Here is a 20,831-nt window from a genome sequence, read left to right on the forward strand (position 1 = left end):
GGGGACATTCCTGTCCCCGAACCCCTGAGATGAAAGTCACTCCGCCTTTTGCAAGGAGCGCCACGTCTCTATCGCGGGCTCCTCCCTGCACTCACTTCTCGCGGTGACAGGGCGGTTCCATGCCATACGCGCACGTGAGTGCCTTGTCAGTCGTTCGGGAGCAGGAATGCTCCCGCTCCTTGAGAGTGGTCCGCGTCACGGAGATCGAACAGTTCAGTCATTGCGACTCACCGCGCCGACTTTGGCGAAGGCGCACCCTCGCCCTTCCCACTATTCACAAGCCACGAAAGCGGAATGCTCTTGAAGCGAAGTGAGAGGTCCTTGCTGCCGACAGGGAAATAATAGTAACTCAGCAGTACGCGGTCACCGTGCGGGGTGGGAGTGATGCTGGTGTACGCGTAAGTCACGGCGGGGTCCGTCTCAAGCTCGCGCGGCTTGGTCCACGTCTTGCCTTCGTCTTTCGAGATGGCGCCCACGAGGGGTGTGCGGCGACCGCCGTGATTTGCACCGAGCACGGTCTTTTCAGGGTCCTTCCACTCCACGTTGGGATTCCACACAAGCAGCCAGTCCCCGGTGGCAGGCAGCCGCACGAGGGTGGAGGGCGACTCCGGTGCCTCGATGCTCCACGGAGCGGCTTCGCTCCAGGTCTCACCTTTGTCCTTGGAATAGGAGTGCCAGATTTTGCCGGTTTGCGTGCGGATGATTTGCATCACGCTGCCATCCTTGAGTTCGATGAGCCCCGGCTCCATGGCGCCGCGCTTCGGGGCACTGAGCATGGAGGCACTGCGCTTCCAGGTGCGGCCATCGTCATCCGAGAAGTAGACCACCGTGCGGAAGTTGTCGTTCTTCGTCCAGACTTTCGAAGTGGTGGAAATCGGCGCGAGCAATCTCCCCGAGGCGAGTTGGATGACACGCGCGTTGTTCATCACATGATACCCCTCTTCCGGTGTGACGAGCACCGGCTCGCCAAAGGTGGCGCCATCATCCGTGGAACGACGCATGAAGACCTTGAGATCGGTGAGTGAGTTCTTCCGCAGGTAGAAGAGTAGCAGGTCACCACTGGTGTGTGAGCGCACGAAGCTCACGGACATGACGTTCGTCTGGCCGTTGTTCTCCTGCAGGGTGAAGTGCGGCCCCCACGTGCTCCCTCCATCCGTGGACTTCGCGGCGGAGATGTGGGCCGCCGCATTGTCTTCCGCACCTCCGTAAAAGTCCGACCACGCGGCAAGCAGTGCGCCGTCTTTGAGCACGGTGATGTCACCCTCAGATTGGCGTGGCGCAGCGGGCGTGGATTGAGCGATGAAGGATTCGATGATGTCTTGGGATCGCGCTGGTGGGAGTGCTACGCAAAGCGTGAGCAGCATCGCGAGGAGATGTGTGGATGCGGGAGAAGTAGCGGTGCAGGGCATGTGTGCCGAACGGTTGGCAGCAGCGAAATTTTGCAGGGATGGACTGAGATGAAGACCTGATGAGAAGATGAAGGCACAAAGGGGCTCAACATCGACACAATAGGATGGTTCAACCCACGAGGTGGCATCGTGCTCAAGGAGCAGGAACGCCTCGTTCCCGGTCCTTGGGCAAGGAGCGATGCGCTGGAGGATAGTGAGTCAGGGGACGCCTGGAAGTGCCTATGTTCCTCCTTGAATGAGATGTCTCCTGCACCGACGCTGGAGTACTCTTCCCATGCCTGACTGGACTCGCAGCTTTCCGGACGCGGATCACCGTTGGGTGATGGCGCTGCGGCCTGTGGATGACGCGAGGGATTTCTTCGCTGCTCAGGATGCCACGGGTGCCATGCTCGGGGAGCGGGCACGGTGGCTTGCTGAAGAGGAGCAGAAGTATGCAGCTCTGCTTCCAGAAGCAGAGGCTGCGGCGGTGGAAACGTGGGAAATGGCGCGGGCGTGGGGACACGTGTGTGATGATGACGATGGAGACGGACACGTTCCCTCGCCGATGCAAGCCATGCTAAGACTGGGACATGCATGGGAACCTGACCTTGTGTGGATGCACCCGGATGAGACGGGCACGCATCGCCTCGCAGGCGGTGTGGTGTGTTTCCCCAGTTCGTGGGCGTTGCGCGAGAAGCTCGGGCGCATGATGGCAGAAGTGCATGGACCGGTGCCAGCGCTCAATGGGGAACTGGGCAGGCAAATTGATACCTTTCTGCAACGCATGGCACCCGGTGCCGTGTGGCGCAGGGAGAACTGGAGCCTGAGCCGTGATGGTGAGCTCAATCATCATCCATCACACCAGCGACTGAAGCTCGATGCCGGCATCACAGTGCATGATGTGTGGCTGCGGCTGGAGCATCAGTTGCTGATGAAACTTCCGAACTCAGGCAGTGTGCTCTTTGGCATTCGCATCGAGGTGGTGCCGCTAGGTGAGTTGATGCGAGATGAAGAAGCGGCGGCGAGACTGGCTCGGCTGGTAGCCACGATGAGTGAGGAGGCTGCGGCGTACAAAGGACTGGCAACGGCACGTGGGGCGTTGCTTGGGATGTTACGGGGTGAGTCTTGAAGGAGGTTGGACTTTCCAGTCCGACAATGGGCGTTAGGCTTTCCAGCCTGACATTGGCTTTGGCATCGGAATGACTGTTTGCTGAGTTGCTGTCGGGCCGGAAGGCCCAACGCCCACTGTCAGGCCAGAAGGCCTAACCTCCGTGATGAGAAAGAGAACATCGGTGGATGCAGAGCTCCCCCAGCCCGCTATCTTCTGCCGTCTCATCTCACACCATCATGAAGCGTCAGGCCTCTTCCAAAACAGCAGCAGTGCAGCCGGAGCCCAATGCCTTCTCAGGGCTGAATCTGCCCAACCTCCCGGCGGGTACAGGTGCGAAGCCGGTGGATCCAGAGGCTCCACAGTCGCGCTGGAAGATGGGCCGGGTGGTGCTGCAGCGAGAGACAGCGCACCGCGGAGGGAAGACGGTGATTGTGATCAAGGACTTCGCCTCGCACCTCCCGCTCTCGGTGATTGAGACCATCGCAAAGCGTGTGCGCAGCGCGTGCGGATGTGGCGGCACGGTACGGGACCGTCGTGTGGAGATTCAGGGCGACCAGGTGGCCCGCATCCGCGAGGTGCTGGAGGCGGAGGGCTTTGAGGTCGGTGGGGTGAAGGCGTGAGGGCGGTCGATGGTCTAAGGTTGATAGTTGATAGCCTGAGGGAGTTGAGGGTTGGTAGTTGAGAATCGCGATGCCAGAAGTTCCCTCTGGTCGCAGGGGCCTCTGCATTGAATCCTCAGGCGGAGCGCCTCAGTTTTTTCAGGCTATCAACTCCTCACACTACTGCGTCTTGAGGGACTGTCCCTTCTGCGTGGTCGGGTCGGTCTTTTTCACACCCACCTGGCTGCGCACAGAGTCGTCGTCGAGTTCGTGTTCCGGTTCATTGGTCACCTTTGGTGATTTGTCGCTGTCGCGGCTCCTCATCAAATCGCGCACGCTGCTTTGCTTGTTCAGCTCAACCTTCTCGCCGTCATCGATGCTGATCTCTGAAGAGTCCTTGAGGGCAAAGCCTGGCTTGTGAGGCTTGGTGTCCACCAGGCCGAGCTTTTCAGGATTCAGCAGAAGTCTGCCGTCGATTTCCTCACCCAGGTTGACGTCGACGTGCTGGCTCTGATTGAGGCCGACATTGTTCCCCTGGTCCTGCAGGCGCGCGTTCTGCACGTTCTGTTTGGCCTGGTCCCAGCGCGCACCTCGTTCTTCGTCCAGCGTGAGATTGATGTTGCCTTCGATGATGCGATTGCGCTCATCCATCTCCTGAAGCGCCTCAAGACGCTTGCCGTTGAAGGCTCGCTTCGCGCCCTCCACACCACCGTGCCAGATGGCCTTGAAACGGTCCCACAGGTTGGGATGTTCCAACCGCTCCAACCGGCGATTCATCTGGGCCACGCGCGCATTCAGTCGCTCAAAGTCCTGCTGCTGGGGTTCAGTTTCACGAGGCCGGAGTTCATTGCGACGCTCCGTTTCCAGACGGGTGAGTTCCGCCTGTTCCGGGTTGCGAGTGGACTTGCCGGTGGAATTCGTAGCCTGCCGCACACCTTCCGGATCGAGACGATCTCTGGCCTCACCTTCCTCGATGGCGATTTCTGTCTTGCGCTGTTCGCAATAGATCGAACCCAGGTAAGAGGTCTTGTTGCTCCGCCCCACTGCCTGAGGCCCCATCACGGTATCGAGTGACCGCTCCGTTTCCTCCCGGTTCGCATTCTCCCTCGCAAACGAGGCCTTCTGGTGTTCGATGGCTTCATTGTAAGTCTGCTGGTTGAACTCAGCCACCACATGACCCGTGCCACGAAGAACGCGCACATGCTCCTTCATCTCCTTGAGACGAGTCACGGCACCCTCGATCTCCTCAGGGGTGAGTTTGCCGCGATTCTCCTCGCCCGGATACTTCAGTGCGCGAAGCGTCTGGCGCAGGCGCTCGGGGCTGAGGTTTTCGATTTTCCTGGCCGTGTCTTCGTGCATGAAGAGCGGCTTGTTCACCACAGGTTTGCCCAAGGCATCACCAAGGTTGCCCAGCACGTCCTCCCGCGAGCGTGACGGAAAGCTCAGGTCGTTGTCGATGCCCTTCACGGCACCAGTCTCCGGATCGATGAAGATATTTCCCGGATGGCGGTCCACCTGACCGGTGATGTAGTCGATGACCTCCAGATCATACAGCCCCTTCTGAATTTCGGGGCGCGAGTAATCAACATCAAGCTGGTATTCGCGGCGCTCAGGAAGCTTCCCAATCACGCCAAATCCGTCCACACGCACACTGATGCCGATGGGGCGACCATGTTCGTCCACCCCGTACTTCTCTTCCGAGATGACATGGGTGCCGAGGAGTTCATCCACTTTGGAAGTGCCCACGGAGCGGGTGAGCATGGCGGTGCCACGCTCCTCCCCGTCCTGGACGCCCAGCGACTGGTAGATGTTCTGGTTCAGTCCCTGGTAGACCACCTGACGGTGCAGTTCTGTAGGCTTTACGAGGATGGGGTCCGTATGATAACCGGCCAGGGCCGGCAGGTCGGAATGGATGAGGGTCCGGTTGTCCGACTCCAGCTTCGTCTGAATCCAGATGCGCTGACGCTGGAAGCGGGTGCGCTGGTTTTCATCCAGAGTGTTGTCCGTATTGGGCTTGTGCTCGATCTCCTGCGCAATTTCCGCGAGACGCACCATGGCCTGCTCATTGGCGCGATCACGGGCTTCTTCCAGATACAGCAAAGCCTCTCTGGGATCCATCTTCGCGACGCCACTGAGTTCGCCACTTTTTCCCAGGGGGCGCTCGCCTTGGCTGCGCAAGCTGAAGGTCACATTGGCCTGGGCTTCTCCTTCCGTCGTCTCGCGAGCCTGCATGGAGAAGTCTGGGGATTCGGAGATTTCCGTGGGTTCAAAATCGAATGGCATGGCTGCGGGCTCGGTTAGGTGGTGGCAAGTGGGGGCGCGAAAGTCTTTTGGGGTACAATGGGGAGATACGGAGAAAAGCGCCTTGGGTTATGAATGCGCAAGATAGTCCGTAGTCGCCTCGCAGGCGCGAGGTAGTGCCGTATTGGCTTCAATACAGTGGCTCGCCCAGCCCGGCGCTATGCCGAACCCAATGCGTGCATCTCCAGGAGATGGATGTATCTGGAACTAGTGGCCTAGGGCAGCGTCTTGCTGGTACCCACGGCATCGGCACGCACGGTGCCGTCCAGCGAGATGAAGGGCTGGGGATTTTCCACGCGGCCCAGAGGACGGGAGGCGGGGCCGAATTCCTTCGTGCCCAAGTCACCCTCCATGGACTTGGCCATGGCCTGCAGACGCGCGACCACATCCGGATGTTCCTTCGCCACATTGCTGGCCTCGCTGATATCGTCCTTCAGATTATAGAGCTCCACATGAGGTTCCCCGGTGGGTTTGTTCGGTGGGCCGTTCCGGATGGCGAGATGCAGCTTCCAATCACCGGAGCGCACGGCATCAAGTGTCGGGCCGCGGAAGTAGTAAAACTCGGTGCGGGGAGCCTTCGCCGTGTCCTTCGCGTCACCTGCGAGTACTGGCCAGATATCGACGCCATCGATCTTGCGATCCGTGGGCACCTTGCCACCACCAAGCTTCGCGAGCGTGGGCAGCACATCCATCATGCTGGTGATGGCATCACTGCTTGTGCCTGCGGGCACCTTGCCCGGCCACCAGGCGATGGTGCACACGCGGATGCCACCTTCCCAGGTGCTGGCCTTGCTGCCGCGCAGGGGCTTGTTGTTCGAGCCATGCGGGACAGAGCCACCGTTATCGCTGGTGAAGATGACGAGCGTGTTTGCATCGAGCTTCAACTCGCGCAGGGTATCGAGCACGCGGCCCACGCTCCAGTCGACCTCCTGGGCCCAGTCGCCAAGCAGACCATTGGGGGACTTGCCCATGTATTCCTTGGAAGGATACAGCGGGAAGTGCACCGCGGAGTGTGGCAGGTAGAGGAAGAAGGGCTGCTCCTGGTGCTCGCGGATGAACTTCACGGCACGCTCGGTGTAGTTCTTCGTGAACTGAAACTGGTCCTCGGCACGCAGGCGGGCGATGACCTTGTCATTCTCTACCAAAGGCAGTGGCGGCTGGGGATTGCGCACGCCGGTGCCGTCGGCATCACCCGTTACATTGGCATTCGCCCTCGGCCTGTTGGGATTCGCATTGGGTGCGGGCAGCGGCTTGTCGGGATTGCTCTTCGCGCCTTCGGAAGCGGGGCCCATGTCGTTGGAGTATGGGATGCCGTAATAAGAGTCGAATCCCTGGCTGGTGGGCAGAAAGGGCTTCTGGTCACCGAGGTGCCACTTGCCGATGCAGGCAGTGGTGTAGCCCGCATCCTTCAGGACTTCGGCGATGGTGACTTCATTGGGATTCAAGCCGACATGTGCGGAGGGAAACAGGACGTGTGGGATGGGCAGCGCACGCTTCGGGTAGCAGCCGGTCATCAGCGCGGCGCGAGAGGGCGAGCATACGGGCGCAGCGTAGTGGCTGGTGAGCTTCATGCCTTCTTTCGCCATGCGGTCGAGCTGCGGCGTGGACGTGGTGGAGCCGAAGGGACCGATGTCGGCATAGCCGAGGTCATCGATGTTGATGATGATGAAGTTGGGCTTGCGGGAAGCGGTGTTGTCTGTGGCGGCCTGCGCGAGTGTTCGCGCTCCCAGGGCGATTGAAAGCAGCACCGCGAGGGAAAAGAAAAGAGGCTTGGGCATCATCATCGAGGAAGGCGTGGAGCGATGAGAACGTGGGGATGGTGGGGAAATTTCAGGAGATGTCTGCGCTGGGGAGATTGGGTGTGGTCATCTGCATTGGATTCAACACAGCGCCGAGCGGAGCGAGACGACTGCGAAGCAGCCCGAAGGGTGAGGACGGCAGGACGAATCAAACGCAGAGACGCAGAGGAACTACGGAGACTGAAATTGCACAGACAGAAGAGCTTGGCCTTGCGTGTGAACGTCAGATAAAGATATGGAAGCGGTGCCGAAGGCCCTGGACTGCGCGCAGCCCTGCTGCCGCTTTCCTCAAGTGCAGCCTGCTGCATGCTTCACCGCGACGAAGTCGCCAAGCTTCTCAGGAAGCTTCACCTCACGAGCGAGTATCACGACGGTCTCGATACGCAATCCCCAGCTTTGGCAGCTTCGCTGCATCGAAACGCGCAGCAGGCTACGCTGGGGAAAGCGGCAGCAGGGCTGCACGCAGTCCAAGGACGCTGCGCGTCACAGCGTCCGGATCTGTCGTGTGGATATCCTTTCTGGTTCGTTCACACAAAAATGGGGGCACGAATGCCCCCACTCCTTGAGATCATGCAGCACGTTGAGAGGTGGTTTCCACCTCACGGCACGCGTGGGAACTTCGAGAAGTCCGGCTCGCGTTTTTCCACGAAGGCGTTTTTACCTTCCTTGGCTTCCTCGCTCATGTAGTAGAGCAAGGTGGCATTGCCGGCGAGGTCGAGCAGGCCCATCTGGCCATCGCAGTCGGCATTCAAGGCGGACTTGAGGCAGCGGAGGGCGAGCGGTGAGTGTCGCAGGATTTCACGGCACCAGGTGACGGTCTCGGTTTCGAGTTCGTCGAGGGGAACAACCTTGTTCACGAGGCCCATGTCCAGCGCCTGCTGCGCATCATACTGGCGGCAGAGGTACCAGATTTCACGCGCTTTCTTCTGGCCCACAATACGGGCGAGGTAGCTGCTGCCGAGGCCGCCATCGAAGCTGCCGACCTTGGGGCCGGTCTGGCCGAATCGGGCATTGTCCGCGGCGATGGTGAGGTCACACACGACGTGCAGCACGTGACCGCCGCCGATGGCGTACCCTGCCACCATGGCGATGACCGGCTTCGGAATGCCGCGAATCTTCTTTTGCAGGTCCAGCACGTTCAGGCGCGGGACGCCATCACTGCCGACATAGCCGGCATGGCCGCGCACCTTCTGGTCGCCACCGGAGCAGAAGGCATGGGGCCCTTCACCCGTAAGGATGATGACGCCGATGGAGGGGTCTTCATGCGCGATGTCAAAGGCCTGCAGAAGCTCCTGCACCGTGAGGGGGCGGAAGGCATTGCGCACCTCCGGGCGATTGATCGTGATCTTGGCGATGCCGTCGCTGGTCTTCTCCAGCTTGATGTCAGTAAAGGTCTTGATGGGGGTCCACATTGTCGGAAGTCGGTGAGCGGTAAGCAGTGCGACAGTAGGACGGTGGACGGGGGGCAAGTCAAGGGGGGATGAGGGTCTCAGCCTCCTCCTAAAAAGAGACCCCTCACATCTTGCCACCGTGAGCCCTGAGCAATTCGCAGGCTTCCTTGTGGAAATTCGAATGCGCATACATCATGGCAGAGATCCCGTGGCTATCACGCTGATTGATTTTGGCACCACGGTCCAACAACAGGACGATAATTTCAGTATGATTGCCGGCCGCAGCCGCAGCCAGAGGGTACCGGTCATTCACTGCACGATTCACGTTGGCCCCCTTCTCAAGCAGTACTTTGACGATCTCCAGATTGCCTGTAGTACACGCCTCGTGCAACAATGTAGATGGCTGGCCACTGCTCTCGTAAACCGTATCCACCTTGGCATTGGGCATCCCCGCGAGTTGGGCCAGCGCCTGCCGAGTGTCATGCTTCCAGATTGCCGCTGACACCTGCTGAAGCTTCGACTCCGACTCAGCGTCCAAAGAGGGACGCAGCACGGTCGAGCACCCCGAGAAAACCAGGGTGCCGACCGCGAAACATGCGCAGGCGAGCAATCTCATATGTCCACGCTTAACCCAAGGCTCGACCTCACGCCAGTTTCCACACCGCTTGCCGCAGCACCGCACGCTTCACGTCCTTCATCTTCTCATACCACACGGTGAGGAGGGTCCCGTTGTCGAGCTCCACGGTGCTGGGGTAGCCGAGGTCGCCACCGGCCCCATCGCCGGAGATGATCATGGGTTCACTCCAGGTCTTGCCGTTGTCCTCGCTGATGCGGGCTTGATTGCCGAAGGGCGGTTTGCGATGTCCGTAGGTCATCAGGAGACGGTCGTCCTTCAGGCGCAGGAGATGCGTGGGCAGGCCAAAGGTGATGGCATGCGGCGCGCTCCATGTTTTGCCACCGTCCTTGGACTCGGTCTGCAAGGTGCCACCAGCGTCCGCCTTGTTGTGATTACGAATCTGCACGATGATGGTGCCGTCCTTCGCCTCGACTGCGTGGAGTTCGTGATAGTTGTTCCTCGCAGTGTCACCTTCACGTGTGGGAAGGTCTGCGAGCCACTGCCAGGTGAGACCGTCATCCTTGGACTCACACACGCCGATTTTCTTCTCCTCGGTCCAGAGCTGCTTGCCGGCGTAAAGCAGGCGGCCGTCCTTAAGCTGGATGGGGCCGTGGGGACTATTCACCAGCGTGGGGAGACGTGAGGACCAGGTGAGTCCGCCGTCCGTGGAGCGCACCAGCCACACACCGAGCTCCGCCTTGCGCTGCTCCGGCGTGAGCCAGTCGCGCGCCGCCTGCCAGCGCTTGAGCCTGTCAGCGGGCCACTTGCCTTCCTTTTCGGCTTTTTCGAGCGTGGGCTCATACGCGAGCGAAGTGAAGGTGGTCACAAGCAAGGTGCCCTTTGCCGTCTCCAGCACACCAGCATCGCGATCATCAATCGCGCTATCCAGCAGCACACGAGGGTAGTTCCACGTGGCGCCATTGTCCTTCGAAGTCATGGCGACGACTTGACCAAAAGGGCACACGTGCTCCTCACGACCGCCGGACCAGGCGAGCCACAACTCTCCATTCGCACGACGCGCCACCGTGGGCCAGCCGCAGTAATATTCAGGTTGCTGGGAGATGACCTTGGTATCCAACACCTGGACGGCGGGTGCTGCGGCTCCCGATTTGGAAGTGACAAAGAAACTGGCCGCGGCAGCAGCAGTGCCAGTACGAAGCAGCGAACGACGGGAGATGTTTGTGGATGAGGAGGTGGTGCGTTGCATGTCACCAGTACGCAGCGATTTTGGATTTCACTCTTGAGTATTGGCTCATCGCGGCCTTCACATTACATGGAAACACGAGAGTGCCAGAGGCGGGCATTTTCGAATCAGTTGTGCGTAGCGACCTGAGGGCTCTCATTAGTGCAGCACTGGTGGGACCGCCGTCTCACCGTTTTCCCATCTTCTTCCGCATGAGTTCGGCTTCCTCGGAGATATTCATGAGCGAGAGACGCGTGGCGTGGAAGAGGCGCACACAGGCCCATACAATGGAGCCTGCGCCGATGAAGCCACAGCCGAGTCCGGCCACCATCATGATTTCCGCGGCAGGGTGCCAGTCGCGCGCGGAAAAGCCCGCACCTACAATGGACACGAGACTTGCGCTGACAAAGCCTCCCAGCGCCACGTAGATCATCCGCAGGGCATTCAGGAGCAAGATGGCCTGCTGCTCGATGCGATTCATCTGCACGAGCCTCCAATCGCGGTCATTCTCCGCCGCTTTCTCAAGGGCATCTGCCACGGAGCGGAGTCGCTCTCCTGCGCGAAGGAAACGATTGCTGGTGCTCAGGGCCAGCAGGGAGGCGGCATTCGTGAGCAGCGCGGGCGCCGCGATCAAGGTGAGGAGCGCGAAGGGATTCTGGGAGGTGAAGTCGGTCATCATGACGTGCAGAGTGGCTCGACTAAAGCAGCTTCCTTACCAGTTCCGCCATGCCCCTCGCATCCACCTTGCCCAGTGGGGTGCGCGGTATTGCTGGCACCACGAGCACGGCATCGAGTCGCTCGTAGCCGGGCACGTCCAGGTTGAAGCGTGCGCGGAGATTCTCCAGTCTCGCGGCATCGTGTTTATCTTGTCCTTCCCCCACCAGCAGAAGGCGCGTGTCCTTCCGCGTATCTGGCACAGGCCAGATGAGGGCGGCGCGCAGATCGATCCCCTCTCCTATCAAGACGCGCTCCAACCGCCGCTGCAGTGCGGGCAGGCTCACGAGCTCACCAAGCACCTTCACAAAGGACGACTCGCGTCCCACGAAGCGCAGGAAGCGTCGTGTGCCATGCCACCACACCTGCACGCGATCACGCGCGGTAAATCCCGCGTCGGCATCGATGGCCTGCCAGTGCCAGGTGGCATCCGCATTTCTGATGGCATAACCGGAGGCGAGCGCCATACCGCGTACCATGAGAGCGCCCTCGGGTGTGGTATCGACATTCCAACACGGCAGCACCTCAAGGCACTCAGGGTCATAGCCGGCACGCAAGTGCTCCAGAGGCTCCGTGGCAACCTGGGAGGCGGTCTCCGTCATGCCGTAGCTCTGCAGCACAGGCCAGCCGAGCTCCAGGGCGCGGATGCCAAGTTCCTTCGACAATCCACCACCACCCACGACGATGGCGCGCATGCGAGATGGCGCCTCCACCTTGCTCTGTACGAGGTCATACACCTGCGCAGGCACCAGCGAGGCGAGCGTGATCTCTTGTGCGGCACACAGGCTGGCAAAGGCAGCCGCGTCCCACTTCTCCTCCGTATGGAAAAACGAAGCCCCGCTCTCGTAGCAACGCGCCAGGATGGAGAAGCCCCCCACGTGATGCAGCGGCAGGGCGATGAGCCAGCGGTCCGCAGCAGTGCACTCCAGATGCGCATTCACCGCGCGCGCGGAGGCCTGCATGGCGCGGCGGGCGAGGCCCACCCACTTCGGCACGCCTTCGCTGCCGCTGGTCTGGAAATAGATGAGGGCGCGTGTTTCTTCAGCCTGTGCGGCGAACTCCACAAGACCAACTGCGTCTTCCACCCGATGCGGATTGGTGGCGATATACGCGGTCGCGTTTTCGTCTTTCCAGAAGTCCGGATGGGCGGCGGGAGGCAGCATGCAGGATGGTCCCCTGCAGACTGCGCGAGGTTGCAAGATTCGCAAGAGGGGCACTGCAATTTCCCGGTAAAGGCGGCGCAGACGCGAAGTGAGGGTGGAACCATGGTGGTCCGCCCACTCCGTGTGCGGTCAGGGGGTGCTATCCTCCAGCATCTATTGTTTGCCCTGCAAGAATGCTCACTCGCGCATCCGCCCGGTCGGAGACGGTCTGCCATGTGGCATGTTTTACCCTGACCGCACACGGAGTGAACTGACGCCCCTGAGACACTACTGCTCTCGTGCTAGCATCCTATAGAAAAATAAACTTGAAAGCCTCAATGCCCAATTGCACTGGATCACCATGGCAGACTCCCCATTTCGATTCTTCGATCCTGTGGAGCCCATCACGATTACTCGAGGACACTTGCCTCATTGGGACCAGGCAGGCGCCACATACTTCATCACATGGCGCACACTGGATTCCCTGCCTTTGCCGGTGTGGAACAAGCTGCTGTCACTCAGAGCAGCGTGGTTGAGAACCTACAAGATTAATCCTCAAGCTCCCGACTGGCGCTGGCACTTCGAGCATCTGCCTAAAGTTCTCAGGCTTGAGTTTGCACGACTGTTTTCCATGAATCTCGACATGGAATTGGATTCCTGTCACGGCGCCTGCCTGTTAAAGCAGCCCGAGTTCGCTCGCATTGTTGCTGATTCCCTCCATCATTTTGATGGCGACCGCTATGTCCTGGGAGACTTCATCGTCATGCCGAACCACGTACACCTACTCGTAGGAGGCATGGCGAGGAACGCCATGCTCGCGCAGATGAAATCATGGAAACGCTGGACGTCGCGCGAACTCAATCGTCACGTTGGCAGAAAAGGTCGCTTCTGGCAGGACGAAGGCTTTGACCATCTCGTCCGCAGCGAGGCGGCGTTTGAGAAATTTCGTCGTTACATCGCCGGAAACTCCGTGAAAGCAAAACTCAGACCGGGCGAATACCTCCACTGGGCGAGACCAAATTGAGGTCCCTGGTGGTCCGCCCACTCCGTGTGCGGTCAGGAGACATTTGCCACACGGTGGGCCACCCACTGCAGAGGAATGCGTGCGTGAGAGTTTGGGCTGGGTGATTTTTGAGCTTTGGAGGAGAGTCACCCGACTGACCGCACACGGAGTGGGCGGACCACCATGCTTCCTACGACTTCTTCACCCTCTTGCTCACGAGTTTTCCGCGGATAGTGACTTCACCCTTCTCGTTGGTGAAGGTGACCTCTGTGTCAAAGGTATTGTAGTCCTCGCTGGTGAAGACACGCACCAGCTTCATCGTGCCACCACCATCGAGCGGGGAGATGAGTTCCATGGTGTGCGTCTCCTCGGAAAAGCTTCCTTCGAAGCGTTGCGTCTGGTTGTTGTCGATCACATGCGTCGCCTCATAGACACCCGTATCCGCATTCAGGATGATGGTCCATTTGAAGTCACTTTGGCCACCGTTGATCTCGCGTTTCCCCTCGATGGCCAGGGTGTTCTCCGAGACCACGGCCCCTGTCCACTGCTCCGTGATGGTGTAGGTGCTTCCATCTGGACCGGTGAGTTCCCCCTTCGCTTCCCACTCACCGACCAGGTTCTTGATCATGGGGTTCTTCGCGATGCCCTTGGAATCATCTGCCGCCAGGGGGCCACCAACAAAAAGGAAGACAAACATGCCGCAAAGGGCACTGGAGAAAACACGCAATGAAAGGCTCATGGCAACCACGTGGGTGGAAGGTAGAAAAGAGTTCAATTCAATTCAGTCGCACACGAAAAATACTCCAGCACTCCCGGCATGCCCACGTTTTCCACGAACAATCGCCTTCCCTCTCACCGTTCGCGACGTACCGTCCAGTGATGACGTTCTCAAATCCCTGGCTTTGGATCGCTTTGATTTCCACCATCGGGCTGTGGAAGCTGGAATTGCTGGCCACCTTCCTGAACATGTCCGCGCTCTCGCCCAAGGTGCCGAAGCGCCTGGAAGGCACGGTCACGGAAGAGGAACATGAGCGGGCGCTGGAGTACGCCCGCATTTCCGCACGGTTCGGCGTGCTGTCGGACAGCATCCAACTCGCGGTCTTCCTCGGCTTCTGGTTCATAGGCGGCTTCGACTGGGTGGACCACTGGGTGCGCGGATTCGGCCTCGGAGAAATCCAGTCCGGCCTGGTGCTGCTTTCGATTCTCTTTGTCGCACAGGGACTGCTGAGTCTGCCTTTTGACTGGTATGACACCTTTCGCATCGAGGCGGAGTTCGGGTTCAACAAGACCACGCTGGGCACCTTCATCATGGACCGTGTGAAAGGGCTGTGCCTCGCCGCCATCCTCGGCCTGCCGCTGCTGGCAGTGCTGTTGCATCTCTTTGCCTCCTATCCTCTGGCGGCGCTGTATGCGTGGCTCATCGTCACCGCATTCTCGCTCGTGCTGAGCTTTCTCTCACCGCGGCTCATTCTGCCGCTCTTCTTCAAGTTCCAGCCGCTGGAGGATGCAGAACTGAAGGCGGCCATCATGGAACTCTCGCGCAAGCTGGACTTCCCCGTAGGGGAAGTGAGCGTGGTGGATGGCTCGAAGCGCAGCACGAAGGCCAATGCGTTCTTCACGGGTTTTGGCAGCGCCAAGCGTATCGCACTTTTCGACACCCTGATGAAGAATCACAGCCGTGAAGAGATCCTCGCGGTACTGGCGCATGAGATTGGCCACTGCAAGCGCCGCCATGTACCCAAGCAACTCGCGCTCTCCATCCTTTCCACGGGGCTCATGTTTGCACTGATGCATTTTGCGATTCACGACCCGCGCCTGTGCGCTGCGTTCGGTGTCATGCAGCCCTCCGTGGCCTGTGGGTTTGCGTTCTTTGGCATCCTGTTCCAGCCGGTGAGCACCTTGATTGGGTTGCTGGGAAGCTGGCTGAGCCGGAAGTTTGAATTCGAGGCGGACGCCTATGCGAAGGAAGCGATGGCCTCGCCCAAGCCGTTGGTCGATGCGCTTACCCGCCTCACCCGTGATCACCTCGGAAATCCAACGCCGCATCCCTTCTACGTGACCTTGCATTATTCACACCCGCCTATCCTGCAACGCCTGCAGGCACTGGAGGCGTGATTCCCTGAACGAACCAGATTGCGAAACCGCCCGCGTCGGCGAGATTTCCCGCCTCCTCATCATGAGCAGCGCGGCAGTCACTCTTCGGTGTCCGGCTTGCGGCGGCGTGTTTCTCACGTTGCAGCAGGAGACGGGCGGAGAGGAAACCTGTCCCCACTGCACCCAGTCCGCACCGCGTGGGCGGTATTACACTGTTGAGGCGCAGGCCAGTCCACCCGCGCCGGTGTCACAGCCACCCGTGGCGGCCGTGGTTTCACCGGCCCAGCTCTGGGAAGCGGCGCTTCTGCAGCAACATCAAACACAAGCTCCTGCCCCCATATTCACTGGCACGGAATCGGTCACGACGCGGGCACCAGAGAGCTTGCCGGAAACACCGCCGCCACTGCCACCGCCAGTCCATCTAGAGCCAGCGCTCGGCCCGGTGCTGAGCACGACCACAGGTCCGCTGCCACCACCTCAGATTGGTTTCGTTCCCCCGGCCACGTCAGAGCTCACGCCGACGGTGTTCCCGCCGCATCCACATGTACACGCTCCGACTCCGGTGGTACTTCCGGTGTCACCCTTCGGTATCGCTCGCGCTGGCGCAGCAGCAGACCCCGCCGAGCCTGCTCCCCTGCCTGCGCCACCGGGTCTGTCTGTGCACATCGCACCGCCCTTGCCCGGAGTGGTCCCACACGAGCATACTGCAATACCACACCATCCCGAAGCTTCTTCACCTGCCACATCTTCACACGCCGCTCCGCATCACCCGCAGGATCTTGCGCTGGTGGCGGTAAAGATGATGCGAAACAGCGGGCCTCCCACAGTCATCCACCATCCACCCAGACGTGCGCCGTGGATTGCCGGTTTGATGTTCGGATCGCTCGCACTCGCAGGAGGATTGCACTTGATCAAGGAACGCTGGCAATCCACGAACACAGCCGTCACGCCAGACATCGCACAGCGTGCACCCTCATCACCTGGTGAGTCCAAGCCGAAGCCTCCACCGGAATCTAAGGAGGCCATTCTGCCGCAACAAGTGGCCGCCTTGAGCGCTGAGAAGGCGCCTGATCCAACACCTGCGTTGTCGACAGCGTCGACCCAGGTACCAGCACAAGCGACTGCACAGGCTGTGACAAGCACGCCGCCTCCGGCTTCGCCTGAAGTGCCGGAGGCCCCCGTAACCACTGCAACGAAACCGGAAGGAATGCCTCCAGCGGCGCCTCCGGAGATTGTCATCATTCCCGTTCCATCCACGCCTCCATCGCCACCTGCCCCAACTCCTGCCCCCGAGCCTGCTGCTCCGCAGGAAGAAGTGCGTCGCGCCCTGCCCTCGGATGCGGCTACGCTCTCCATTACCAAGCAAGATCCCCTGCCAGTGATCGCAGCGAAGCTGGTGTTCGGTATCGGCACGGCCACAACACCTGAGGAACGCGCACGCTGGATCGCGGATCCCGAAAAGCACGGCGATAACATGGAGCAGTTCGTGAAGAAGCATGGCGGCAGATTGCGTACCCGCGAGGTAGAGCCGTTGCCTGTCCCGGGGCCGGTGCATGCCCTGCCTTCGGGCGAAGTCGTGACTCTCTTTCGTGTCAATTCTCCCGCCTCACGCGGTGGCGCGATTGTGCGACTCCGTGCCACGGCGAATGGAAATCACGTCATCGACTGGCCGCTCTTTGCCCAGACATATGACAATGCTTTCGACCGTTTCATTGCGGCGATTCGCGTCAGTCCAGAAGAAGCGAAATGGTACACCGTGCTTTGCAGCCTCAGCACCAATCCGAACACGAAAAATGCACGGGAGGAAGCACCCCTGCTGCTCAAAGTGCAAGGCTCCCTCGCCGAAACCGGCGTCACCGAGGCATGGGTGGACAAAAACTCTCCTGCTGGCCAATACCTTCAAAAGGAGATGATCGATGGCCGCACGTATCTCATTGATTTACAGATCAATGCATCGAATTCAGAAGACCATCGATTGAAGGTTTTTGACTGCTCAGCAACGCAAGGCAAGCCCGCCCAAGCGAACGCAAATAAATAGTTGGCATGAAATTTGCTTGCTAAATATTTGTAGCGCGGTTTGGTGAGTCACACATGTCCAGCCAGGGCCTCTTCCAAACCCAGTCGCTAAAGCAGGTCATTGGACCTCAGATGCAGCAGAGTCTGCAGATCCTGCAAGCCCCCGCGCTTGAGCTCCAGCAGATCGTACAACAGGAACTGGCGGTGAATCCCGTCCTGGAGGTCGAGAACTCCGAGGTCTCTCTGGAGCAGACCGCCCCGGAGGATCCGGATGCGGACATCTCCTCCCTCTCCCGCCTGGATGAGGAGTGGCGTGAATACTATGCACAGCAGCGCTCCTCGGTGGGCCCGCGCACATCAGAAGATGATGAGAAACATCGCTTCATGATGGATTCCATCACCGCAGAGACCACGCTCCAGGAACACCTCCTCAGCCAGCTCAACCTGGCCGACTCCGGTGACGAGAAGCTGCGCGAAATGGCCGAGTTCATCATTGGAAACATTGATGACGATGGCCTCCTGCACACCAGTCTGGATGAGCTGAGCCTCCGTCACGGACTGCCGATGGATGATCTCGCAAAGGCGAAGGCGCTCGTGCAGAGCTTCGAGCCTGCCGGCGTGGGCGCGGAGAACCTTCGCGAATGCCTCATGTTGCAACTCGAGCGCCAGGGCAGGAAGTCCAGCCTCGCTCACCGCATTGTGGATCATCACCTGGAGGATCTGGCGCACAAACGCTACACGCTGCTGGCCAAGAAACTCGCCGCTCCGCCGGATCAGATCTCACGCGCTGTGGAGGTCATCGCCTCGCTCGACCCACGCCCCGCGCAGGGATTTGCCCAGATGCGCAATCACTACGTCACGCCGGACATTCGCGTGGAGCGGAGCAATGGCTCCTACACCCCCATCATGAATGAGCGCGACCTGCCGCACCTGCGTATCAGCAATGCGTACAAGGATCTTCTCGCCCAGCCGGAGACCGGCAACGAAGCGCGCAGCTACATCCGTGAAAAGATTCGCGGCGCGAAGTTCCTCATCCGCAGCATCGCGCAGCGGCAGCAGACCATCCAGCGCATCGCCACGGAAATCATCGCACACCAGCATGACTTCTTTGAGAAGGGACCAAGCATGCTGAAGCCGCTCAACATGGCCACCGTGGCCGAGGCCGTGGGTGTGCATGAAACGACCGTGAGCCGCGCCATCGCCGGGAAGTTCATCGCCACTCCACATGGTGTGTTTGAGTTGAAGTACTTCTTCACCAGCGGCGTCCGCACCGAGGGCGGAGATGACGTGAGCAACACCGCCGTGAAGAACGCCATCGGGGAAATCATCAAGACCGAGCCCCCTCACAAACCGCTGTCAGACGAACAACTCGTAAAGCACCTCAACGACCGCGGCATCAAAGTCGCCCGCCGCACCGTGGCGAAGTATCGCGAAGCCATGGGCGTGCTCCCGAGTCATTTGAGGAAGTCGGCGTAGGGCGGTGTGCCTGAGGTGGCACTCACACGAAGTGCGAAAGCCACCAAAAAGCTACCTCACCTTCTCCCTACGAAACTCACCGATGCCAGTGTACCTTCCACCGTCTGTCGACACACCTTGATTCGACACGAGCCGACAACGGTCGCACTTGAATTCGAAATCACAGAAGCGCGGCCTTCCCTCTTCTGAACGCTCCACTCTCCAGGCACACCCACATCCCGGACAGGATCTCCTCGCCTCCACGGAGGGCCGTCTGCTCCAGTAGCGCATCAGATAGTAGTAGGTAGGAATACCTGTCGCCGACTCCACCATCCAGCACAGCTCACGCCCTTCCCTCGACAGCTCACTTTCCGAGTCCGCCAGCTCACGGTAGGCAGCCATTTCCAAAGTGCCTGATGCCAGCCAGAGATGGTCATGATGACGATAGCTTCGCTGCCATTCACGCAACCGCTCCTTTATGTCTGTAGAGACAGGCACGCGAAACACCGGTACCTGCGCACCACCGTCTCCCCTGCAGACCGGAGAAGACCGGTCCAGTGCGTTGGTAAACAGGTAGAGATGCGGCGCACCTTTCCATGAAAGCTGCCTCTCTGGCACATCGTCATCGAGCACCCTCCACAACGGAGCCTCTCCGAAAAGCGCCACTACCTTCTTCAACTCCGCCTTGCCATGCGCCGAGTGATGACGTGTCTCCCACGCTCCGACTGCTGCGACCAGCACCTGCGCAATCAACTGGCCCTTTGATCGTGAAAGCATGAACGCGCCATCAATCTGGCCACCGCGCGACAACTCCCCGAGATAGCTCTCCGCTGCGTCCTCAAACTGCGCTCTTTCGCTCTTGCGGCAGGCTCCAAAAGTAACGGTGGCAAGATACATGGCGCAATATGGCGAATTTTCTACTTAGCCTTCCAGCCGACCGGAGCTTGATGTGAACCTACTTGCATGCTTCGCCAGTTGCTGGCGAGTTGTACAGTCTTGACCTGCCCCTCGCCACCCCTAGCCTCAATCTGAATCGTGAATCTCACTTTCGCGTCCACGAACGTCGATCCGCTGGCCTCCGATAAGATGAGCTTCCTGAGACTTTCAGGAATTTGCTCATACATAAGAGTCTCTTCGATCACACCCGCTTCCTTGGGCTTCACTTCTCTCGATAGGCCCACGCCTGAGCCCGTAGAAGCGTTTTCAAAGCTATAAATTTTACCATTCACATCAATCTCCCAAGTGCCACGAGGCCCAAGGGAGTGATAGAACAACGTCAGCGGCTGCCAGCCCATGTTTGTGATCATCAGGTAAACTGGCTCGGGCTCCAATCGAGGTTCACGGACACTCCCAAGTCCGATGCGCTCCCCTAGATCAAGAGCCTGGCCATTCACCGTCAGTGTGCAATTTCTGGCAATATCGTCGCCGCAGCCGTGGAACATGGCCACTAGCAAGACAAGCAGAAGCGTGGTCGCAAGCAGGACGAGTCGCAGGAAAACACTTTGAGGAGTCACAGCTTCTTGGTATTCACCAAGACCACGCTCACGCAACTGCGGGCAATGAAACCCGCGCAGAATTCACCCTCACCCACCCGGCTTTCTCCGCACGCCACGCGACGCGCCCTTCTGCGTTTGCCAGTAGGTCATCGCCTCCTGAAAGCAGGTGCCGGGCAACTCGTCAGCTTGTGCGGCAATGAATCTCCGAGCGTCCTCCACGCCCTGATTGTACGCAATGGGCGCCATCTCGCTCATGATGTAGTCCAGGAAGAAGCCTGCCTGCAGGTCGCTGAGTTCGGCATCCAGTGTCTCTGTGAAGAAGCGCTTCAGAGACTCCACAGCCTCTTGTTTCTGTTCCTTGGTAAGCAGTGGTGATGATGACATGCCTGTCTGACAACACACATCGAGCCCACATCGACACGCAAGCCCAAAACACAAAACCAAGGGCTGAACCTCAATTTAGTAAAATTTCACAAGCGGTTACTCCGCTTTATTGCTAAAGGTCCGCGACCTCATCCACTCC

At 59.6% G+C, this 20,831-nt stretch carries 19 protein-coding genes; 6 read left to right on the plus strand and 13 right to left on the minus strand.

What is annotated here, in order from left to right; genetic code table 11:
• Positions 1-227: 227 nt before the first annotated feature.
• The gene (locus tag G5S37_RS19765) at positions 228-1,409 is read right to left on the minus strand and encodes a sialidase family protein (RefSeq protein ID WP_165206165.1); all 1,182 of its coding nucleotides are present in this window, start codon (positions 1,407-1,409) and stop codon (positions 228-230) included.
• A 274-nt stretch (positions 1,410-1,683) separates the two neighbouring features.
• On the opposite strand from G5S37_RS19765, the gene G5S37_RS19770 reads away from it, so the two are divergent.
• Both G5S37_RS19770 and G5S37_RS19775 read left to right on the plus strand, forming a co-directional pair.
• Entirely contained in the window at positions 1,684-2,517 is an 834-nt protein-coding gene (locus tag G5S37_RS19770; RefSeq protein ID WP_165206166.1) for a heme-dependent oxidative N-demethylase subunit alpha family protein, read from the plus strand.
• Positions 2,518-2,735: 218 nt separating this feature from the next.
• Entirely contained in the window at positions 2,736-3,119 is a 384-nt protein-coding gene (locus G5S37_RS19775) for a translation initiation factor (protein WP_165206167.1), read from the plus strand.
• Between the two features lie 159 nt (positions 3,120-3,278).
• On the opposite strand, the gene G5S37_RS19780 is transcribed toward G5S37_RS19775, so the two are convergent.
• The 8 genes from G5S37_RS19780 to G5S37_RS19810 form a co-directional block, all read right to left on the minus strand.
• Positions 3,279-5,381 (minus strand): hypothetical protein, encoded by a 2,103-nt coding sequence (locus tag G5S37_RS19780; protein ID WP_165206168.1) that lies wholly within the window; start codon positions 5,379-5,381, stop codon positions 3,279-3,281.
• Positions 5,382-5,614: 233 nt separating this feature from the next.
• Positions 5,615-7,177 (minus strand): sulfatase, encoded by a 1,563-nt coding sequence (locus G5S37_RS19785; RefSeq protein WP_165206169.1) that lies wholly within the window; start codon positions 7,175-7,177, stop codon positions 5,615-5,617.
• 309 nt (positions 7,178-7,486) lie between these two features.
• Positions 7,487-7,612 (minus strand): hypothetical protein, encoded by a 126-nt coding sequence (locus tag G5S37_RS32725; RefSeq protein WP_276616971.1) that lies wholly within the window; start codon positions 7,610-7,612, stop codon positions 7,487-7,489.
• Between the two features lie 185 nt (positions 7,613-7,797).
• Positions 7,798-8,610 carry a 1,4-dihydroxy-2-naphthoyl-CoA synthase gene (gene menB / locus G5S37_RS19790; protein ID WP_165206170.1) on the minus strand — a complete coding sequence of 271 codons (813 nt, stop codon included), beginning with the start codon at positions 8,608-8,610 and terminating at the stop codon, positions 7,798-7,800.
• Positions 8,611-8,713: 103 nt separating this feature from the next.
• Complete coding sequence (locus G5S37_RS19795) at positions 8,714-9,205, minus strand: ankyrin repeat domain-containing protein (RefSeq protein WP_165206171.1); 492 nt, start codon at positions 9,203-9,205, stop codon at positions 8,714-8,716.
• A gap of 28 nt (positions 9,206-9,233) precedes the next feature.
• Entirely contained in the window at positions 9,234-10,412 is a 1,179-nt protein-coding gene (locus tag G5S37_RS19800) for a sialidase family protein (RefSeq protein ID WP_165206172.1), read from the minus strand.
• Positions 10,413-10,575: 163 nt separating this feature from the next.
• Positions 10,576-11,067 (minus strand): DUF2721 domain-containing protein, encoded by a 492-nt coding sequence (locus G5S37_RS19805; protein ID WP_165206173.1) that lies wholly within the window; start codon positions 11,065-11,067, stop codon positions 10,576-10,578.
• A 19-nt stretch (positions 11,068-11,086) separates the two neighbouring features.
• Complete coding sequence (locus G5S37_RS19810; protein ID WP_165206174.1) at positions 11,087-12,265, minus strand: AMP-binding protein; 1,179 nt, start codon at positions 12,263-12,265, stop codon at positions 11,087-11,089.
• Positions 12,266-12,605: 340 nt separating this feature from the next.
• Here G5S37_RS19810 and G5S37_RS19815 point away from each other — a divergent pair, with 340 nt between their 5' ends.
• Positions 12,606-13,268, plus strand: coding sequence for a transposase (locus G5S37_RS19815; RefSeq protein WP_165206175.1), 663 nt, complete (start codon positions 12,606-12,608; stop codon positions 13,266-13,268).
• Positions 13,269-13,437: 169 nt separating this feature from the next.
• On the opposite strand, the gene G5S37_RS19820 is transcribed toward G5S37_RS19815, so the two are convergent.
• Positions 13,438-13,986, minus strand: coding sequence for a DUF1579 domain-containing protein (locus G5S37_RS19820; protein ID WP_165206176.1), 549 nt, complete (start codon positions 13,984-13,986; stop codon positions 13,438-13,440).
• A gap of 140 nt (positions 13,987-14,126) precedes the next feature.
• Here G5S37_RS19820 and G5S37_RS19825 point away from each other — a divergent pair, with 140 nt between their 5' ends.
• The 3 genes from G5S37_RS19825 (at position 14,127) to rpoN (ending at position 18,833) form a co-directional block, all read left to right on the plus strand.
• Positions 14,127-15,362, plus strand: a complete 1,236-nt coding sequence (locus tag G5S37_RS19825) for a M48 family metallopeptidase (protein WP_165206177.1) — start codon at positions 14,127-14,129, stop codon at positions 15,360-15,362.
• An 850-nt stretch (positions 15,363-16,212) separates the two neighbouring features.
• A complete protein-coding gene (locus G5S37_RS19830) occupies positions 16,213-17,379 on the plus strand; it encodes a hypothetical protein (RefSeq protein WP_206026069.1) in 1,167 nt (388 codons plus the stop codon).
• Between the two features lie 53 nt (positions 17,380-17,432).
• Positions 17,433-18,833 carry an RNA polymerase factor sigma-54 gene (gene rpoN, locus G5S37_RS19835; protein WP_165206179.1) on the plus strand — a complete coding sequence of 467 codons (1,401 nt, stop codon included), beginning with the start codon at positions 17,433-17,435 and terminating at the stop codon, positions 18,831-18,833.
• 51 nt (positions 18,834-18,884) lie between these two features.
• Here rpoN and G5S37_RS19840 read toward each other — a convergent pair whose 3' ends face one another.
• The 3 genes from G5S37_RS19840 to G5S37_RS19850 all read right to left on the minus strand — a co-directional run bounded on the left by G5S37_RS19840 (position 18,885) and on the right by G5S37_RS19850 (position 20,692).
• The gene (locus G5S37_RS19840) at positions 18,885-19,709 is read right to left on the minus strand and encodes a DUF2310 family Zn-ribbon-containing protein (RefSeq protein ID WP_165206180.1); all 825 of its coding nucleotides are present in this window, start codon (positions 19,707-19,709) and stop codon (positions 18,885-18,887) included.
• A 20-nt stretch (positions 19,710-19,729) separates the two neighbouring features.
• On the minus strand, positions 19,730-20,254 hold the full coding sequence (locus G5S37_RS19845; protein ID WP_165206181.1) for a hypothetical protein: 525 nt from the start codon (positions 20,252-20,254) through the stop codon (positions 19,730-19,732).
• A gap of 141 nt (positions 20,255-20,395) precedes the next feature.
• Positions 20,396-20,692: a DUF2164 domain-containing protein gene (locus G5S37_RS19850; protein ID WP_165206182.1), complete on the minus strand. Its 297-nt coding sequence runs from the start codon at positions 20,690-20,692 to the stop codon at positions 20,396-20,398.
• Positions 20,693-20,831: the final 139 nt, after the last annotated feature.

Origin of the sequence: Roseimicrobium sp. ORNL1 (genome assembly GCF_011044495.1) — a bacterium.
Classification (GTDB): domain Bacteria; phylum Verrucomicrobiota; class Verrucomicrobiia; order Verrucomicrobiales; family Verrucomicrobiaceae; genus Roseimicrobium.

Excerpts from the sequence above, each read along its gene's own strand:
- G5S37_RS19765 (WP_165206165.1), bottom strand. The coding sequence starts at position 1,409 with ATGCCCTGCACCGCTACTTCTCCCGCATCCACACATCTCCTCGCGATG.
- G5S37_RS19770 (WP_165206166.1), top strand. The coding sequence starts at position 1,684 with ATGCCTGACTGGACTCGCAGCTTTCCGGACGCGGATCACCGTTGGGTG.
- G5S37_RS19775 (WP_165206167.1), top strand. The coding sequence starts at position 2,736 with ATGAAGCGTCAGGCCTCTTCCAAAACAGCAGCAGTGCAGCCGGAGCCC.
- G5S37_RS19780 (WP_165206168.1), bottom strand. The coding sequence starts at position 5,381 with ATGCCATTCGATTTTGAACCCACGGAAATCTCCGAATCCCCAGACTTC.
- G5S37_RS19785 (WP_165206169.1), bottom strand. The coding sequence starts at position 7,177 with ATGCCCAAGCCTCTTTTCTTTTCCCTCGCGGTGCTGCTTTCAATCGCC.
- G5S37_RS32725 (WP_276616971.1), bottom strand. The coding sequence starts at position 7,612 with ATGCAGCGAAGCTGCCAAAGCTGGGGATTGCGTATCGAGACCGTCGTG.
- menB (WP_165206170.1), bottom strand. The coding sequence starts at position 8,610 with ATGTGGACCCCCATCAAGACCTTTACTGACATCAAGCTGGAGAAGACC.
- G5S37_RS19795 (WP_165206171.1), bottom strand. The coding sequence starts at position 9,205 with ATGAGATTGCTCGCCTGCGCATGTTTCGCGGTCGGCACCCTGGTTTTC.
- G5S37_RS19800 (WP_165206172.1), bottom strand. The coding sequence starts at position 10,412 with ATGCAACGCACCACCTCCTCATCCACAAACATCTCCCGTCGTTCGCTG.
- G5S37_RS19805 (WP_165206173.1), bottom strand. The coding sequence starts at position 11,067 with ATGATGACCGACTTCACCTCCCAGAATCCCTTCGCGCTCCTCACCTTG.
- G5S37_RS19810 (WP_165206174.1), bottom strand. The coding sequence starts at position 12,265 with ATGCTGCCTCCCGCCGCCCATCCGGACTTCTGGAAAGACGAAAACGCG.
- G5S37_RS19815 (WP_165206175.1), top strand. The coding sequence starts at position 12,606 with ATGGCAGACTCCCCATTTCGATTCTTCGATCCTGTGGAGCCCATCACG.
- G5S37_RS19820 (WP_165206176.1), bottom strand. The coding sequence starts at position 13,986 with ATGAGCCTTTCATTGCGTGTTTTCTCCAGTGCCCTTTGCGGCATGTTT.
- G5S37_RS19825 (WP_165206177.1), top strand. The coding sequence starts at position 14,127 with ATGACGTTCTCAAATCCCTGGCTTTGGATCGCTTTGATTTCCACCATC.
- G5S37_RS19830 (WP_206026069.1), top strand. The coding sequence starts at position 16,213 with ATGTTCGGATCGCTCGCACTCGCAGGAGGATTGCACTTGATCAAGGAA.
- rpoN (WP_165206179.1), top strand. The coding sequence starts at position 17,433 with ATGTCCAGCCAGGGCCTCTTCCAAACCCAGTCGCTAAAGCAGGTCATT.
- G5S37_RS19840 (WP_165206180.1), bottom strand. The coding sequence starts at position 19,709 with ATGTATCTTGCCACCGTTACTTTTGGAGCCTGCCGCAAGAGCGAAAGA.
- G5S37_RS19845 (WP_165206181.1), bottom strand. The coding sequence starts at position 20,254 with ATGTTCCACGGCTGCGGCGACGATATTGCCAGAAATTGCACACTGACG.
- G5S37_RS19850 (WP_165206182.1), bottom strand. The coding sequence starts at position 20,692 with ATGTCATCATCACCACTGCTTACCAAGGAACAGAAACAAGAGGCTGTG.